Consider the following 14,774-nt stretch of genomic DNA (forward strand, 5'->3'; position numbering starts at 1 on the left):
TGGCGGCCTGTTTATATTCCCGTTCGGCCCTCCGATGCCGACAGGGACCGCGCTATGACCGATTCAGACTCTCAGACGGATGCGGGCGACGAAACGGGCGGGACGGACAAGACGGAACAGCTCCGGTCGCTGTATCTCTCCGTGACCGACGGCGACGCCGAGCCGGTCGTCGAGTCACAGCGGGAGGATTCGGACCGACGGGAACTCGACGAAGCGCGGGCCGACGAGGCCGTCGGGCCGGCCGAAATCCACGGGCTCGGCGACGCGATCGAGGATCCTGAACCCGCCGACTGACCCCCCTTACTCGAGGTCCGCACCGACCGCGTCCTCGACCGAGGAGAACCCGTCACGCTCGAGCAACGCGGCCAGTCCGCGGTTGATCCGCTTTGCGGTCGAGGGTCCCTCGTAGACGAAGCCGGTGTACAACTGGACGAGCGAGGCACCGGCCCGGATCTTTTCGTACGCACTCTCCGGGGAGTCGACGCCGCCGACGCCGATGATCGGCAGGTCCCCGTCGGTGTACTCGGCGAGCGACCGAATGACGGCTGTCGAGCGATCCGCGATCGGCTTGCCGCTGAGCCCGCCCCACTCCTCCCGCCGGGGCGACGCGAGCCCCTCGCGGCTCGTCGAGGTGTTCGTCGCGACGATACCGTCGAGGTCGAATGCCTGAACGATATCGACGAGGTCGAAGATCGACTCCTCGGGTTCGTCGGGGCCGATCTTCACCAGAATCGGGACGTCGCGGTCGTTCTCGGCCTCGAGGGTCTCGAAGATCGCCCGGAGATGCTCCGGCGACCCCTCGTCGAACTCCTCGGGCGTGTTCGGACAGGAGACGTTGACGACCACGTAGTCGGCGAACGGCGAGAGCCGGTCGAAGACGCGCCGGTAGTCCTCGATCGCCTCGCGCTCGCTCGAGGAGTTCATTTTCCCGACGTTGACGCCCAGCGGGATCGCTGGGGTGCCGTCTTCCTCGAGCCGCGACTTGACCCGTTCCATCCCCTGACCGTTGAAGCCCATCCGATTGACCATCCCCTCGTCCTCGCGCAGGCGGAAGAGCCGGGGGCGGTCGTTGCCCTCCTGTGGGTAGGGCGTGACGGTGCCGATCTCGACGAAGCCAAAGCCCAGCGCTGCGAGCGCGTGGGTCACTTCGGCGTTCTTGTCGAAGCCGGCGGCGACGCCGACCGGGTTCGGGAACGTTGTCTCGAACAGGTCGACCTCGAGGGCCGGATCGTCGTACTGATAGGCATACGAGAGCGCCGCCCGCGTCGGTCGCGTGGACTGGGCCGCCCGGAGCGTTCGTTTGCCCAGATCGTGGGCCGTCTCGGCCGGCAGTTTGAACGCGAGGGGGCGAACCCGCGAGTACAGCGTCATTGCCGGACCCTGGGGGCGGCCAACAGGTAAACGTCCCGAAGCGGCGCGGTCGGTGATCCCGATCAGAGCGACTCGAGGAGCATGTCGCTGTCGGCGATGGGCGAGATTAGATAGCCACTCACGCAGAAGAAGCCGATGGTAGTCGTAGGACGGACGACTGTGTGACTTTCCTCTCGTCCCCGCGTTACGTACAATGGCTGCTCCGTAAACTACAGCTGCCATAAAACATTGGAAAAATTTTAATATTAGTGATTAGGTAATTACAGTTATTATGAAGGAATACAACCCATGAAAATGTTAGCAAGACTAGTAATATTACATACAGAAATATGCATGGGTGCTTGAATGCACCCAATAAGAGTAACCAGATATGAACAGGAGAAAAATACTCCGAACGGTAGCCGCGAGTGGAATTAGTGGTGCGAGTATGGTCGCCGCCGGCATGTCCGCTGCTGGTGCAGAGACCTCTGACGGCGAGTTCACCATCAGTAATGTACGACTCAAACAGACGAGCGCTGCGCATGCGGACCGCGTTGCTATCGAAGAAACGGCGGAAACGAGCCAATTGGCATCCGTGATGGCTCAAGAAACGGGCCGAGAAAGCAGCGATAAGACGATCTCCTACCATCTGGAGGCGGAAGAACGGGATGTTCGGGAGCAAGCTCCCGCGCTCACGATCGTTCCGATGAAACCGGGAGACAAAGAGTGGAGCGAACTGTCGATTTCCGATGTCGGTCTACAGTTCGTTCTGACCGCGGAGGAGAACAGCACTCGATCTCCGGTCGCCGCGATGGGAATGTCCTATCGCGACTCCACCCCGAAAACACCCGATTCGGACACTGTCTCTACCGCGAGTAATGGTCTCGCTCTTGACCTCTACGGGCAGGATGAAACTGGTTCGATCGGCACCGTGGCCACGCAGTCCGTCGATGGCGCCGCCTCGACGGCTGTACCGGGTTCGGACGGAGTGAGTACCGCCGGTCTCGGCTGTGACGGCTGTAAGGTCGTCGTCGGTGCTATCTGTGTCGGTGTCAACGGAACTCTCGGCCGTTCGGGATGTGTTTCCCGTTGTGTCCCGATCGTCGTTAGTAACCCTGCTCTCGGAGGAGGCTGCGCAGCGCTCTGTTATGCCCTCACGTCGCAACTAGGCAAAATCGCCTGTGGTTCTGGAGGTCTGTCGACAGCAGTCTGCCACACGATCGACTTCTGTTGACTGATAGGGTAGCACCCTATTTTTTGGGAAGGCCTCGTATCAGTAGTTCACTGATTCCGGACGCTACCGCCCCTACGGTTAGTATATAATACCATTGCAGGGACGTGGCTAGCCCCAGCAGTGCGATAAGGCCGATACCGACGACGAGCGTTATCCAGTGATCCTCACCGACTATTGCTATTCCGGCTCGATTCATACTAATAGCTTTCCGACATAAAACAATATTACTTTCGGTAGTTGTCACCGATGTCTTATGCCGTTTCCCCAATTTCACTTTACCCGACCGTTTCCGCTCAGCGGTCGAAACTGCATCAAATTCCTCGTTCCGGGTTCACAAATCAGCGACACGTCGGTTCGCGTCCTGACGTCGCGGGCCCGCCCGATCCCGTTGCCCGAGGCGACGTTCCGACTCGAGGCTGCAAGAACGTGCTGTCAGGCCGTGAACCGATCGCGGACCCGGTCCCGGAGAGCCGATTTCCGGACTTTCTCCCCGTTCGGCCCCTCGGTCGTCGGGAACCCGTCGACGACCTCGACCGCCTCGGGAATCTTGTAGTCGGCGACGCGGGCATCGAGGAACGCCTCGAGGTCGTCGGTCGGGACCTCGCCGTCGGCGGGGACGACGAACGCGACCGGCACCTCGCCGTGGCGCGGGTGGGGCGCGCCGACGACCTCGCAGGCGCGGACGGCGGGATGGGCTTCGACGGCGGCCCCGATCTCGCGGGGCGCGACGAGAAACCCCCGGACCCGCAGGGCGTCGTCGAGTCTCGAGCGGTAGTAGACGTAGCCGTCGGCGTCGATCTCGGCGAGATCGCCGGTGTAGAACCACCCCCGCTCGTCGAAGGCCGCGGCGGTCGCCTCGGGTTTCCCGAGGTAGCCGTCGGCCAGGGGGTACCCCCGGATCGCGAGTTCGCCTTCCTCGCCGGCCGGCAGTTGCTCGCGTGTTTCGGGATCGACGATCGCCGCCTCGATGGCCGGGTGGATCGGCGGGCCGCCGACCCGCTTGCGCCGCTCGGCGGGGTCGGCCGGGTCGCCGACGAAGAGTTGGCTGTTGGCCTCCGAGAGGCCGTAGGGCTGGACGACCGGGAAGCCGAACGTCGACTCGATGCGCTCGAACAGTGTCTCGTCGAACCCCTTGCTGATGAACCCCACGACGCCTGTGTCGACGGTTTCGACCCGTGCGGTGTCGAACGACTCGTCCTCGAGCATCCGTTCGAACATCACACCCAGCCCGGTGAGGGAAGTGGCGTCGTACTCGTCGACCAGCCGGATCGTCTCACCGGGGTCGAAGTGGGTCTGCGCGACGAGCGTACCGCCGGTCGCGAGGACGCTGAACAGCGTGTTGTAACCCCAGATGCCACAGAACGGCAGCGTCGCCACGCTGACGTCGTCCCCGTCGACCCCGAGGTGGTCGGCGACGTGTGTGGCGTGGTTCAACAGCGACCGACTCGACTGGAGACACCCCTTCGGATCGCTCGTGGTCCCGCTCGTGTAGAAGATCGCCGCCGGAGCCTCGGGATCGGCGGCGGGCTCGAGGCCGTCCCACCCTCGCGCTCGCCCCGTCGCCAGCACGTCGTCGTAGTCGCGTAGCGCCGGGCGTTCGGCCGCCGACTCGAGGCTGACGATCGCCTCGAGAGTCGGGATCGAGTCGGGGTCGAACGCGTCGGGCGACGCCGTCGCGACTTCGGGGACCGCCGTCGCGAGCATCTCGTGGTAGTCCCGTCCGAGCAGAGCGTCCTCGGTGAGCAGTACCGACGCGCCCGAGTCGGCGAGCATGTACTCGAGTTCGTGGGTCCGGTAGCGGGTGTTGACCGCGACGGTCGCCGCGCCCAGCATCGAGGTCGCCAGTTGGCAGGCGATCCACTCGGGGCGGTTCCCGAGCCAGACGGCGACGACGTCGCCGTCCGAGACGCCCAGTTCGGCGAGTCCAGCCGCGAGCGCCCGGCTCTCGGCGAGCAGGTCGTCGTAGGTCCACTCGGTTCCCTCGAAGACGACGGCCCGCCGATCCGGCCGGTCCGCCGCGACCGACGCGATCCCCTCGTAGATGGTTTCGTCTGGCCACGCGAGCATCGGTAACAGGTGTGGTATCACAAACCACGGGTAAAACGGTTGCGTCCCGTCGGCCTCGCACCGCTGCGGACTCAGGTCTCGCCGACTCGTTCGGCGTCCGGCCCGAAAACCGACTCGAGCAACGCGGGGACATCCTCGGGGGAGACGTCCGAGTACCAGCGATTTCGCGGCTGGATCGTGATCGCGGTCCCGCCCTCGCTACAGAGGCCGAGACACGAGGTTTCGCTGACCGAGACGGCGGTCCAGAAGGCGTCGCGCTCGCGCAGCCACTCTTTGACCGCCGCGACGGTCTCGTCGGCACCGACCGCGCCACAGCTCGCGTGTTCGCCCTCGCGGTCGTTCGTACAGACGAAGACGTGGGCGTCGAGCCGCTCGGTGTGTTGCTCGGTCCGGTCGTTCATGGGCTCGTCAGCAGGTCGTCGCGGCGTTCGGCGGCCGACTGCACGCCGGCCCGCGTCTGGAGCCAGCCGAAGCAGGCGGCCACCAGCGCCCAGAGCGCGGCCTGACTCAGGACGGTCAGCCCGCGGAACGCGGTCACCAGTTCGGCCGACAGTGTACCGGCCTCGACGATCGTCGGTGCCGCGATCGTCGTGACGGCGACGAGCGCGACGATCGGAACCGCGGCCGCGCCGACCCCGAGCGGACGGTTTTCGGGCGACAGGCGGCCGTAGCCGTAGACCGACGCCGCGGCGACGACGGCTCCGACGGCCATCATCCCGGCGTAGATCGCGCTTCGCAACGTCGGGTCGAACGCAAGTTCCGCCCCCGGCGTCGTCGGCGGCAACACCAGCCACGGGGCGACCGAGACGGTCAGGAAGCCGGCCGCGGCCAGCACGTAGGTCTTGACCCGCCCGCGGCCGGGCAGCGCCGGCTCGAGGAAGTAGAAGGCGAGCGCGAATGCGCCGCCGAGCAGGATCCCCCAGAGAACGCCGCTGCCGATGCTGACGGCGGCTGTCGTCGCCTCGCTGACCGCGTGGGCGTGTTCGCCGGCGGCCTGGGCGTGTTCACCCGCCGCGTGGGCGTGTTCACCCGCCGCGTGGGCGTGTTCGCCGCCCTCGGCGCGCGTCTCCATGTGACCGACGAGCGGGTTCGCGACCAGCGCCACGTAGGCCCCGTAGGCGATCCCCGCGATCGCCCCGGCGAGGACGCCCCGCTCGAGGTAGTCGGCGAGCATCAGTGACAGATGACCCCGGCCGCGTGCCGGAAGTTGTGCATCGCGTCGTGGGCCAGCGGCTCCTGCAGGAACAGCAGGGCGAACGCCGTTGCCGCGACGAACGCGAAGACGGCAAGCAGTTGTGCGGTCGTGAGATCGTCACGTGCGGTCCCGATACGATCGTGAACGGTGTCGGTCGTCGTCATGCAAGTCAATTTTCTCTACTGAAACTCCGCTTGTAAAACTACCGATCGTCCGACGACGGCACCGGATTTCACCGCTGTCAACCGCTCGGCGGGACGGAACCAAGATAGTCACGAATAATCCGAACGAATTCGCCGGATCGGGCGACTTCGGGGAATAACGAAATCGTTTTCCTACGGCTGACGCTTGACTCGACCAACGAGAGTCATGCATATCCAACGACGGTCACCCGGAGGGAACGGCCGTGGCGGTTGAACGCCTGCTCGTCCCGCTGTCGGACACGGTGACCGTCCGGCAGACGGTCGGATACGCCGTCCAATCGGGCCTCGAGCGCGCCGATTCGCTCGAGTGTCACCTGGTCGTTGCCCTTCCCTACGACGACGACGTCCCCGAGAATGCGCGCCAGCGCGAGGACGCCGACGACCTGCTGTCGCGGGCGCGAAACTGGGTCGAAGAGGACGCCGGCGACGCCGACGTGACGATCGAGACGGCGACGCTGGGTGCCGACGAATACCTCTTCGGTCCCCGCGACTACGCGGAGATTTTCGACGGGTACGCCGCGGAACACGGCCTCGATCGGGTCGTCCTCGATCCGGAGTACCAGCCCGGCGTCACCGCCCGCATCCTCCAGCCCCTCGAGCGGGAACTCGACCGGATCGGCCTGACCTACGACGAGGCACCGGTCGAGCGCTCGACTCGCCGCGGACGCCTCTCGGGGAGCGAGGACTTCGACCGGCTGTTCGCCACGTTCATGATCTCCTACGGCTTCTATCTCGTCCTGGGCGATCCCACCTACTGGTTCGATCTGGTCACCGGCGCGGCGGTCGCGGGCATCGTCGCCGTCTCGCTCGCGCGGGTGACGTTTTCGGTCCCGCTGGACCGCGTTCAGTCGCCGATCCGGGTCGTCCGTTTCGCCCTCTACATTCCCTACCTGCTCTGGGAGATCGTCAAGGCGAACATCGCGGTCTCGGCCGTGATACTCCGGCCGTCGATGCCCATCGAGCCGACGCTGACGCAGGTCGATTCGCGAGTCAGAAGCGGGCTGCCCCTGACCGCGCTGGCCAACAGCATCACCCTCACCCCGGGCACGCTGACCGTGCGGGCCACCGACCAGCGGCTGCTGGTCCACACGCTGATCCCCGCCGCCCGCGAGGACCTCTTCGACGGCGGCCTCGAGAAGGCGATCCGGTTCGTCTTCTACGGCCGCGAGTCGGCCGCGATCCCCTCGCCGCGCGAACGCGACGACGCCGAGATCGTCGGGGGTGACGAGCTGTGACGCCGACCTCGCTCGAGGACGTCTTCCTCGTCGCGGCCGGCCTGTTCGTCGTGTTGGCGATCGCGATGTTCTACCGGGCGGTCGTCGGCCCGACCACGCAGGACCGGCTGCTCGCGGTCAACGTCCTCGGGACGAACACGGTCGTCATCCTCGCCCTGCTGGCGGCGGGGCTCGACCAGCGGTGGTTCCTCGACGTGGCGCTGATCTACGCCCTGCTGAACTTCCTGATGTCGGTCGCCATCTCGAAGTTCACCGTCGAGCGGGGTGGTGTGCTGTGATCGAACCGACCCCGCTGCAGGTGACCCTCGAGACGGCCCGATTCTGGGCGATCGTCGTCCTGTTGGGACTGGGCGTGTTCTTCACGCTCGTCTCGACGGTCGGCGTCCTCCGCCTGCCGGACATCTACGCGCGGGCCCACACCGCCTCTCAGACGGACACGCTCGGGGCGGGCTTTGCCCTGGCCGGCGTCGCTCTGGCCTTCGGCTGGCAGCACGCGGCGGTTTACACCGTCTTGCTGCTGTTTTTCGTGTTCGTCACGAACCCGACGGCCGCCCACGCGATCGCGCGATCGGCGGCCGAGACCGGCGTCGAGCCGGTCCTCGCCGAGGAAGGCGAGACGGACGAGGCGGCCGCCGACACGGAGGGTGAGACGCGATGAGCCTCTTCGTCTACTCGCTCGTCGCCTTCGTCCTCGCGACGGCGGTGGCGACGGCGCTGTTTCGCGACGTGTTGTCCGCGATCATCGTCTTCGGGGCCTACAGCCTCGGGATGGCGATCCTCTATACGTTCCTGCTGGCCCCGGACGTGGCGATGACCGAGGCCGCGATCGGTGCCGGCGTCACGACGCTGTTGCTCCTGTTAACGATCGCGCGCACGACCCGCCCCACGACCGACCAACTCAGAGAACGGATCCACGTCCCGGCGGTCGTCGTCGTCGGCGCGTTCGTCCTCCTGCTGTGTACCGCAGTCTTACCGGAGATGTACGCGGTCGGTAGCACGGAGGCGCCCGTCTGGTCGAACCCCGACGTGACCCAACACTACATCACGGAGACGTACCACCAGACCGGCGTCGAGAACGCCGTCACCGCCGTTCTCGCCGCCTACCGTGGGTTCGACACCTTCGGCGAGGCGGTCGTCGTCTTCGCTGCCGGCGTCTCCACGCTGCTCGTCCTGAAACGCGAGGTGTTCGCCTGAATGGCAGACTACGACGATACCTACACCGAAAGTCAGGTGATCATGACCGCCGTCAAGATCATCGCACCGTTTACGCTGACCTACGGACTGTTCATGACCTTCCACGGGGGCGACGCCCCCGGCGGCGGGTTCCAGGGCGGCACCATCGTCGGCGTCACCGTCCTCATGCTCGCTTTCGCCTTCGGCATCGAACCCACCCGCCAGTGGCTGCGCAACTCCTTCATTACGGGTATCGTCACCGGCGGCGTCGTCATCTTCGGCGCGATCGGCTTCGGGATGATCGCGCTGGGCGGGGAGTTTCTCGAGTTTTACAAACTCAAGGAGGTCTTCGACATCAAGCCCAAGTGGGGGCTCGAGGCCGTCGAGATCGGTGGGATCTCGCTGATCGTCTCGGGGGTCATCATCAGCCTCTTTTTCACGATGGCCGCGGGCTTTGCGCCCGACCGACGCAGCGACACCGGCGGGGCCAGCGGCGTCGACGTCGACGACGCCCCGGACGCGACCGAGCCGGAGGTGAGCGACGATGATTGAACTGTTGACGACACACTACATCTACGTCCTGACGTTCGCGTTGCTCGGACTGGGGATCTACATGGTGATCGCCAGCGAGAACCTCGTGAAGAAGCTGATCGGCGTCAACCTGTTCCAGACGGCCATCTTCCTGTTTTTCGTCGCGATGGCCTACATCGACGTCGACGGTGCTTCGGCACCGATCGTCCCTCACGAGGGCACGCCGGGGGAGGTCATGGTCGCGAGCCCGCTACCGCAGGTCATCGTGCTGACCGCCATCGTCGTCGGCATCGCGCTGACCGCGGTCGGGCTGGCGCTGATCATCCGCATCTACGCGGAGTACGGGACCCTCCGCGAGGATACCCTTCGGGAGGTGCGTGCCGATGAGTAGCGCCGATCTGCTCCTGCCGTTGCTGATCGCCGTCCCGATTCTGGCGGCGACGCTGCCGATCGCGCTCGGCCTGTGGTTCGATCGGACCGGCTGGTACGTCGCCGCGGCCACGACCGGCGGCCTCTTCGTCGGGGCCGTCGCCCTCGCGAACGAAGTCTACACCGGCGGGAACGTGATTCACCGACTCGGCGGCTACCCCCGCGAGTACGGAATCGAACTCGTCGCCGACGAGTTCTCGACTCTCATCGTGTTGCTCGTGACCGCCGTCGCCGCCGGCGTCCTCGCCTACACGCGACGCGGCGGCCCGCGCGGGAACACGTTTTACACCGCCTACCTGCTGCTGGTCAGCGGCCTACTGGGTATCTCGATGACCGGCGACGTGTTCAACCTCTTTGTCTTCCTCGAGATCACGAGCATCGCGACCTACGCTCTGGTCGCCAGCGGCGACGGCCCCGAGGCGGCGGTCGCGGCCCTGAAGTACCTGATTCTGGGAACCGTCGCCGCCTCGATGTACCTGATCGGGGTCGCGTTCGTCTTTATGGCGACCGGGACGCTCAACATGGTCGAACTCGCCGCCGCGATCCCCGAGGCGAACGCCACCCTGATCCGGGCCGGCATCGGGTTCATGATCGTCGGCTTCGCCGTCAAGGTCGCCCAGTGGCCGCTACACACGTGGCAGCCAAGCGCCTACCACCGGGCCCCCGACGGCGTGACGCCGCTGATCGCGGCGCTCGTCTCGACGGCCTCCGCGTACGCGTTCGGCCGCGTGATCGTCACCGTCTTCGGTGTCGACTACCTCACCGCCGTGCCGAACCTCGCTCCGATCGTCCTGACGATCGGCTGCGTGAGCGTCCTCGCCGGCACCGTTCTGGCGGTGATTCAGACCGACGTCAAGCGGATGCTCGCCTATTCGTCGGTGTCGCAGTTCGGGCTGGTGATCGCCGCCTACGGCGTCGTCGTCGCCGGCGAGTCCGAAACCGCGCTGGTCGGTGCCGTCGTCCATCTGGTCGGGCACGGCCTCTTGAAGGCCGGCCTCTTCCTCGGAGCCGCCCTCGTCGCGACGAGCTACGGCGCGCGCACCGTCGACGAGTACGCCGGCCTCGCCAAACGCCGGCCGTTCGTCGCCGGCTCCATGGCCGTCCTCCTGTTCGCGCTGGTCGGCGTCCCGCCGGGCGTCGGCTTCGTCGGCAAGTGGTACATCGCCCTGGGTGCCGTCGAATCGCAGCTCTGGCCGGTCGCCGCCGTGATCTTCCTCAGTACCATGCTCACCCTCGCCTACGCCGCCCGCCTGCTCGAGAAGATGTACTTCACGCCGTCGGCACCGGCCGACGCGACTCACCCGGGGACGGCCGCGACCGACGGCGGCACGACCGACGCCGACGCGGCGGCCGCCATCCGCGGCGCGGAGTCGGCTGATCCGGTCTCGGTCGGCATGATCGCCGTCGTCGTGGTCGCCGCCGTCGCCGCCGTCGCGCTCGGCTTCGCCGGCGGGACCGTCGCCGACCTGCTCGAGCCGTTCCTCACGGAGGTGTTCAACTGATGGTGGCAGACATCCGTCCGCTCGCGGCCGTTCTCGTCTCGGCGGTCGCGATCGTCCTGATCGTCGCGTCGCATCGCCGGCCGAACCTCCGCGAGGGATGGTCCGTGTTGGCCGCCCTCGCGAAGTTCGCCATCGTCGCGAGCATGCTCCCGGCCGTCATGGACGGGACCGTCTTCCGGTGGAGCCTCGCCGACTCGACGGGACTCGAGTTCCTCGCGGGGCTGGACTTCGCCCTGCAGGCCGACCCGCTGGGGATCTTCTTCGCCCTGCTGGCGAGTTTCCTCTGGATATTCACGTCGTTCTACGCGGCGGGCTACATGCGCGGGCTCGACGAACACGCCCAGACCCGCTTCTTCGCCTCCTTCGCGGCCAGCCTCTCGACGGCGGTCGGGATCGCCTTCGCCGCGAACCTGGTGACGATCTTCGTCTTCTACGAACTCCTGTCGCTGGTGACCTACCCGCTGGTCGCCCACAACGAGGACGACGAGGCCCGGATCGCCGGCCGGAAGTACCTCACCTACACGTTCTTCGGCGGCGGAGTCTTCCTGCTGGCCGGCACCGTCGTGATCTACTGGCTGACGAGCCTCGTCGGCGAGCCGACGCTGGCCTTCGAGGCCGGCGGGATGGAGGCGCTGGCCGCCGCGGCAGGGGCGGAGCCGGTCTACGCACAGGCCGCCTTCTTCCTGCTGATCGCCGGCTTCGGCGTCAAGGCCGCCCTGATGCCGATCCACTCCTGGCTGGCCGACGCGATGGTCGCGCCGACCCCCGTCTCCGGGCTGCTCCACGCCGTCGCTGTCGTCAAGTCCGGCGCCTTCGGCATCGCGCGGGTCATCCTCGAGGTCTACGGGCCGGGACTCATTTACGATCTCCCGCTCGACGTCCCGGGGATCGGCGAGGTCGGGCTCAACATCCCCGTCGCCGTCGTCGCCGCGTTCACGCTGACCGCGGCCAGCATCATCGCGATGCGGAAAGACCACCTCAAACGCCGGCTGGCCTACTCGACGACGGCCCAACTCTCGTATATCGTGTTGGGGCTCTCCTTGCTCCATCCTTACACCGTGGTCGGGGCCCTGTTCCACATCCCCGCCCACGCGTTCGCGAAGCTGACGCTGTTCTTCTGTGCCGGGGCGATCCACGTCGAGACCCACACCGACTACATCAGCGAGATGGCCGGCATCGGCAAGCGGATGCCGCTGACGATGTCGGCGTTCACGATCGGCGCGGCCGGCATGGCCGGGCTGCCGCCGGTCGCCGGCTTCGTCAGCAAGTTCTACATGCTGATCGGGAGCGCCGACGTCGGCGGCAGCTACTGGCTCTTCGCCGGCGCATTGCTGCTCTCGGCGGTCCTCAACGTCGGCTACTTCTGGCCGGTCGTCTACACCGCCTTCTTCGAGAGCGAGGACGACCACGACGCCAAACCGCTGCTCGAGTTCCCGGCCGGCGGGCTGGTTCAGTCCTACGCCGCCGATGACGACGTCGCCGCCGACGGCGGTCGGCCGACCGACGGCGGGGCCGATCGGGCCGATGCGAACGCGGCCGATTCGGACGCCGACGACGCCGACGTGACCGAGTCGGAACGCCCCGCTGCGGCCGACGACGGCGACTACGAGTACGCCGTCGACGAGTATCCGAGCGACGCCGACGTCCCCGCTGGCGAGCAGGTCAGCTCCGTCGATCACCACGGCGACCACGACGACCACCTCACCGGCGGCCCGCCGGCCGACGTCTGGCAGCGCCGCTCGCCGTTTACCGAAAGCACGTGGCTCATGCTCGCGCCCATCGCCGTCATCGCGACGGGCGCGGTCGTCCTCGGGGTCGGCCCCGACTACGCGGTCTTCCTCGAGCTGGCGACGCGAATCGTCGAAGAGGTCTTCGGGATGTCCTTCGAAGAACTGGGGACCGTCCCCTTTGACGAACTCATGACGGAGGTGAACGAATGATGGAACTCGAATTCCTGTCGCTTGCCTACCCGCCGATTTTGATCTTCGCGGCGGCGCTGCTCGTCCTCGTCCTGCCCCGGATCGCCGGCTTCGCCGCCGGCGCGCTCAGCCTGGCCGCCGTCCTCGCGATCTCGCTGGTCGCGCCCGAAGGCCAGCACCTCGCTGGGACCTTCCTCGGGTTCGAGGTCGTCCCCTACTACGTCGACGACTTCTCCCGGATGGTCGGGCTCGGTCTGGGCTTCCTCGGGGTCTGTAGCGTCATCTACGCCTACTCGAGCGAGGCCAGCAAGACGCTGGTCGCGTTCGCGCTCGTCTACGTGGCCTCGTCGGTCGGCGCGGCCGTCGCCGGCGACTGGCTCGTCTTGCTGTTCATGTGGGAGCTGATGGCCGTGACCAGTACGCTCGTGGTCTGGCACTACGGCGGCGACGCGGTCCGGGCCGGCTTCCGGTACGCCCTCTTTCACGGTACCGGCGGCGTCCTCGTGATGCTGGCGGTCGCCGCCCACTACGTCCAGACGGGCACCTTCATTTACGACGGGACCGGGATCGCGGACGGGATCCCGGCCCTGCTCGCGGTACTCGGAATGGGCGTCAACGTCGCCTTCATCGGCTTTCACACGTGGCTGCCCGACACCTACCCGCGGCCCCACATCGCCGCCTCGGTGTTCCTCTCGGTCTATACGACCAAGACCAGCGCGTTCGTCCTCTACCGGGCGTTCCCGCTCGAGGGGAGCCACGACGTCTCGATCTACGTCGCCTACATGGGCGGACTGATGGCCGTCTACGGCGCGACCTTCGCCCTGTTACAACACGACATGCGAGCGCTGCTGTCCTACCACATTCAGGCCCAACTGGGCTACATCGTCGCCGCGATCGGGATCGGCTCGCCGCTTGCCGTCGCCGGCGCGATGAGCCACCTGTTCAACAACGTCCTGTTCAAGAGCCTGCTGTTCATGGCCGTCGGCGTCGTCATCTACCGGACCGGCGAGGAGGACCTGTACGAACTCGGTGGCCTCTGGCGGGAGATGCCCCTGACCGCCGTCGGCTTCGGGCTCGGCGCGCTCTCGATCACCGCGATCCCCGGCTTCAACGGCTACGTCAGCAAGGGGATGATCTTCGACGCCGCCGATCCGGGCTACTACGGCCAGCCCGAGTACCAGGCGCTGTACTGGCTGCTCTGGCTCGGCGCGATCGGGACGCTGCTCTCCTTTATCAAGCTCGGCTACTACGTCTTCTTCCACGGCGAGAGCGATATCGAGGTCGCCGACGCCAAGCCCGGCCAGACCGTCGCCATGCTCGGACTCGGCGGGGCCTGTCTCCTCTTCGGCGTCTGGTGGCAGGGGCTGGCCGACCTCGCGCCGACGATCCACGGGGCCGACTTCGCGTTCGCATACCCCGGCGGCGAGAGCCACCTCCACCCCTACAGCCCGAGCCACCTCGAGACGGCGGGGATCCTGACGGGCGTCGCCGCGGTCACGTTCGTCGTCGTCCGCAAGCCCCTCTCGAAGCTCGATCTCGGTGATCCGGCGATGATCGTCTACCCCGCGACCTACCACGTCAGTCGGTGGACGATGCTCGCGGTGACCGAGACCTACGCCGCCGTCGACCGGGCCGTCGTCGGCGGCGTCAAGCGCTGCTACTGGATCGGGAACAACCCCGTCCTCGCGGTCGACGCGGCCGCGCGGCGGCTCCCGCTGGTCGAGGTCGACGACCGGCGACCGACCGACGGCGGCCGGCCGTCGACGATCCACCTCCGGACGAGCATCGGGACGACCGTCCTCCTGCTGACGCTCGTCCTGACGGTGATCCTCTGGCTGCTCGTCGTCTGATCGCCGCCCTCTCGCTCCCCATCGGACCGTATTACGACCCGCTCGCGTAGACTCGAGACTCGGTGAGAATCGTCAAATCGCAGTTC

The 14,774-nt window shown here is 66.7% G+C and carries 16 protein-coding genes; 11 read left to right on the forward strand and 5 right to left on the reverse strand.

Annotation, left to right across the window (positions count from 1 at the left end):
* Positions 1-54 precede the first annotated feature (54 nt).
* Positions 55-294, forward strand: coding sequence for a hypothetical protein (locus tag A6E15_RS05480; RefSeq protein ID WP_076144508.1), 240 nt, complete (start codon positions 55-57; stop codon positions 292-294).
* Positions 295-300: 6 nt separating this feature from the next.
* Here A6E15_RS05480 and A6E15_RS05485 read toward each other — a convergent pair whose 3' ends face one another.
* A complete protein-coding gene (locus A6E15_RS05485) occupies positions 301-1,371 on the reverse strand; it encodes a quinone-dependent dihydroorotate dehydrogenase (RefSeq protein ID WP_076144510.1) in 1,071 nt (356 codons plus the stop codon).
* 427 nt (positions 1,372-1,798) lie between these two features.
* Between A6E15_RS05485 and A6E15_RS05490 the strand changes: the two genes are divergently transcribed.
* Complete coding sequence (locus A6E15_RS05490) at positions 1,799-2,584, forward strand: hypothetical protein (protein ID WP_076144512.1); 786 nt, start codon at positions 1,799-1,801, stop codon at positions 2,582-2,584.
* Between the two features lie 432 nt (positions 2,585-3,016).
* Here A6E15_RS05490 and A6E15_RS05495 read toward each other — a convergent pair whose 3' ends face one another.
* From A6E15_RS05495 to A6E15_RS05510, 4 genes are all read right to left on the reverse strand, one after another.
* Positions 3,017-4,651 carry a class I adenylate-forming enzyme family protein gene (locus A6E15_RS05495; RefSeq protein WP_076144515.1) on the reverse strand — a complete coding sequence of 545 codons (1,635 nt, stop codon included), beginning with the start codon at positions 4,649-4,651 and terminating at the stop codon, positions 3,017-3,019.
* A 71-nt stretch (positions 4,652-4,722) separates the two neighbouring features.
* Positions 4,723-5,052 carry a (2Fe-2S) ferredoxin domain-containing protein gene (locus A6E15_RS05500; RefSeq protein ID WP_076144517.1) on the reverse strand — a complete coding sequence of 110 codons (330 nt, stop codon included), beginning with the start codon at positions 5,050-5,052 and terminating at the stop codon, positions 4,723-4,725.
* Complete coding sequence (locus A6E15_RS05505; protein ID WP_076144519.1) at positions 5,049-5,825, reverse strand: CbtA family protein; 777 nt, start codon at positions 5,823-5,825, stop codon at positions 5,049-5,051. The genes A6E15_RS05500 and A6E15_RS05505 overlap by 4 nt, the downstream gene beginning before the upstream one ends.
* Positions 5,825-6,010, reverse strand: coding sequence for a CbtB domain-containing protein (locus A6E15_RS05510; RefSeq protein WP_066296827.1), 186 nt, complete (start codon positions 6,008-6,010; stop codon positions 5,825-5,827). Before A6E15_RS05510 ends, A6E15_RS05505 begins: the two co-directional genes overlap by 1 nt.
* A gap of 242 nt (positions 6,011-6,252) precedes the next feature.
* Here A6E15_RS05510 and A6E15_RS05515 point away from each other — a divergent pair, with 242 nt between their 5' ends.
* The 9 genes from A6E15_RS05515 to A6E15_RS05555 are packed head-to-tail and all read left to right on the forward strand — an operon-like array spanning position 6,253 to position 14,688.
* On the forward strand, positions 6,253-7,284 hold the full coding sequence (locus tag A6E15_RS05515; protein WP_076144521.1) for a monovalent cation/H+ antiporter subunit E: 1,032 nt from the start codon (positions 6,253-6,255) through the stop codon (positions 7,282-7,284).
* Positions 7,281-7,562, forward strand: a complete 282-nt coding sequence (locus tag A6E15_RS05520; RefSeq protein WP_076144523.1) for a cation:proton antiporter — start codon at positions 7,281-7,283, stop codon at positions 7,560-7,562. Before A6E15_RS05515 ends, A6E15_RS05520 begins: the two co-directional genes overlap by 4 nt.
* Positions 7,559-7,942, forward strand: coding sequence for a monovalent cation/H(+) antiporter subunit G (mnhG, locus tag A6E15_RS05525; protein WP_076144526.1), 384 nt, complete (start codon positions 7,559-7,561; stop codon positions 7,940-7,942). Before A6E15_RS05520 ends, mnhG begins: the two co-directional genes overlap by 4 nt.
* Complete coding sequence (locus A6E15_RS05530) at positions 7,939-8,478, forward strand: DUF4040 domain-containing protein (protein ID WP_076144528.1); 540 nt, start codon at positions 7,939-7,941, stop codon at positions 8,476-8,478. The genes mnhG and A6E15_RS05530 overlap by 4 nt, the downstream gene beginning before the upstream one ends.
* Complete coding sequence (locus A6E15_RS05535; RefSeq protein WP_076144531.1) at positions 8,479-9,009, forward strand: MnhB domain-containing protein; 531 nt, start codon at positions 8,479-8,481, stop codon at positions 9,007-9,009.
* On the forward strand, positions 9,002-9,379 hold the full coding sequence (locus tag A6E15_RS05540) for a cation:proton antiporter subunit C (protein WP_076144533.1): 378 nt from the start codon (positions 9,002-9,004) through the stop codon (positions 9,377-9,379). Before A6E15_RS05535 ends, A6E15_RS05540 begins: the two co-directional genes overlap by 8 nt.
* Entirely contained in the window at positions 9,372-10,919 is a 1,548-nt protein-coding gene (locus A6E15_RS05545) for a monovalent cation/H+ antiporter subunit D family protein (protein ID WP_076144535.1), read from the forward strand. The genes A6E15_RS05540 and A6E15_RS05545 overlap by 8 nt, the downstream gene beginning before the upstream one ends.
* Complete coding sequence (locus A6E15_RS05550; RefSeq protein WP_076144537.1) at positions 10,919-12,859, forward strand: proton-conducting transporter transmembrane domain-containing protein; 1,941 nt, start codon at positions 10,919-10,921, stop codon at positions 12,857-12,859. Before A6E15_RS05545 ends, A6E15_RS05550 begins: the two co-directional genes overlap by 1 nt.
* Positions 12,859-14,688, forward strand: coding sequence for a Na(+)/H(+) antiporter subunit D (locus A6E15_RS05555; RefSeq protein WP_076144539.1), 1,830 nt, complete (start codon positions 12,859-12,861; stop codon positions 14,686-14,688). Before A6E15_RS05550 ends, A6E15_RS05555 begins: the two co-directional genes overlap by 1 nt.
* The last annotated feature ends 86 nt before the right edge of the window (positions 14,689-14,774 follow it).

This window comes from Natrinema saccharevitans (assembly GCF_001953745.1).
Classification (GTDB): domain Archaea; phylum Halobacteriota; class Halobacteria; order Halobacteriales; family Natrialbaceae; genus Natrinema; species Natrinema saccharevitans.

Bases quoted from the DNA above. Each gene is read 5' to 3' on its own strand.
- A6E15_RS05480 (WP_076144508.1), top strand. From the start codon at position 55: ATGACCGATTCAGACTCTCAGACGGATGCGGGCGACGAAACGGGCGGG.
- A6E15_RS05485 (WP_076144510.1), bottom strand. From the start codon at position 1,371: ATGACGCTGTACTCGCGGGTTCGCCCCCTCGCGTTCAAACTGCCGGCC.
- A6E15_RS05490 (WP_076144512.1), top strand. From the start codon at position 1,799: ATGGTCGCCGCCGGCATGTCCGCTGCTGGTGCAGAGACCTCTGACGGC.
- A6E15_RS05495 (WP_076144515.1), bottom strand. From the start codon at position 4,651: ATGCTCGCGTGGCCAGACGAAACCATCTACGAGGGGATCGCGTCGGTC.
- A6E15_RS05500 (WP_076144517.1), bottom strand. From the start codon at position 5,052: ATGAACGACCGGACCGAGCAACACACCGAGCGGCTCGACGCCCACGTC.
- A6E15_RS05505 (WP_076144519.1), bottom strand. From the start codon at position 5,825: ATGCTCGCCGACTACCTCGAGCGGGGCGTCCTCGCCGGGGCGATCGCG.
- A6E15_RS05510 (WP_066296827.1), bottom strand. From the start codon at position 6,010: ATGACGACGACCGACACCGTTCACGATCGTATCGGGACCGCACGTGAC.
- A6E15_RS05530 (WP_076144528.1), top strand. From the start codon at position 7,939: ATGAGCCTCTTCGTCTACTCGCTCGTCGCCTTCGTCCTCGCGACGGCG.
- A6E15_RS05535 (WP_076144531.1), top strand. From the start codon at position 8,479: ATGGCAGACTACGACGATACCTACACCGAAAGTCAGGTGATCATGACC.
- A6E15_RS05540 (WP_076144533.1), top strand. From the start codon at position 9,002: ATGATTGAACTGTTGACGACACACTACATCTACGTCCTGACGTTCGCG.
- A6E15_RS05545 (WP_076144535.1), top strand. From the start codon at position 9,372: ATGAGTAGCGCCGATCTGCTCCTGCCGTTGCTGATCGCCGTCCCGATT.
- A6E15_RS05550 (WP_076144537.1), top strand. From the start codon at position 10,919: ATGGTGGCAGACATCCGTCCGCTCGCGGCCGTTCTCGTCTCGGCGGTC.
- A6E15_RS05555 (WP_076144539.1), top strand. From the start codon at position 12,859: ATGGAACTCGAATTCCTGTCGCTTGCCTACCCGCCGATTTTGATCTTC.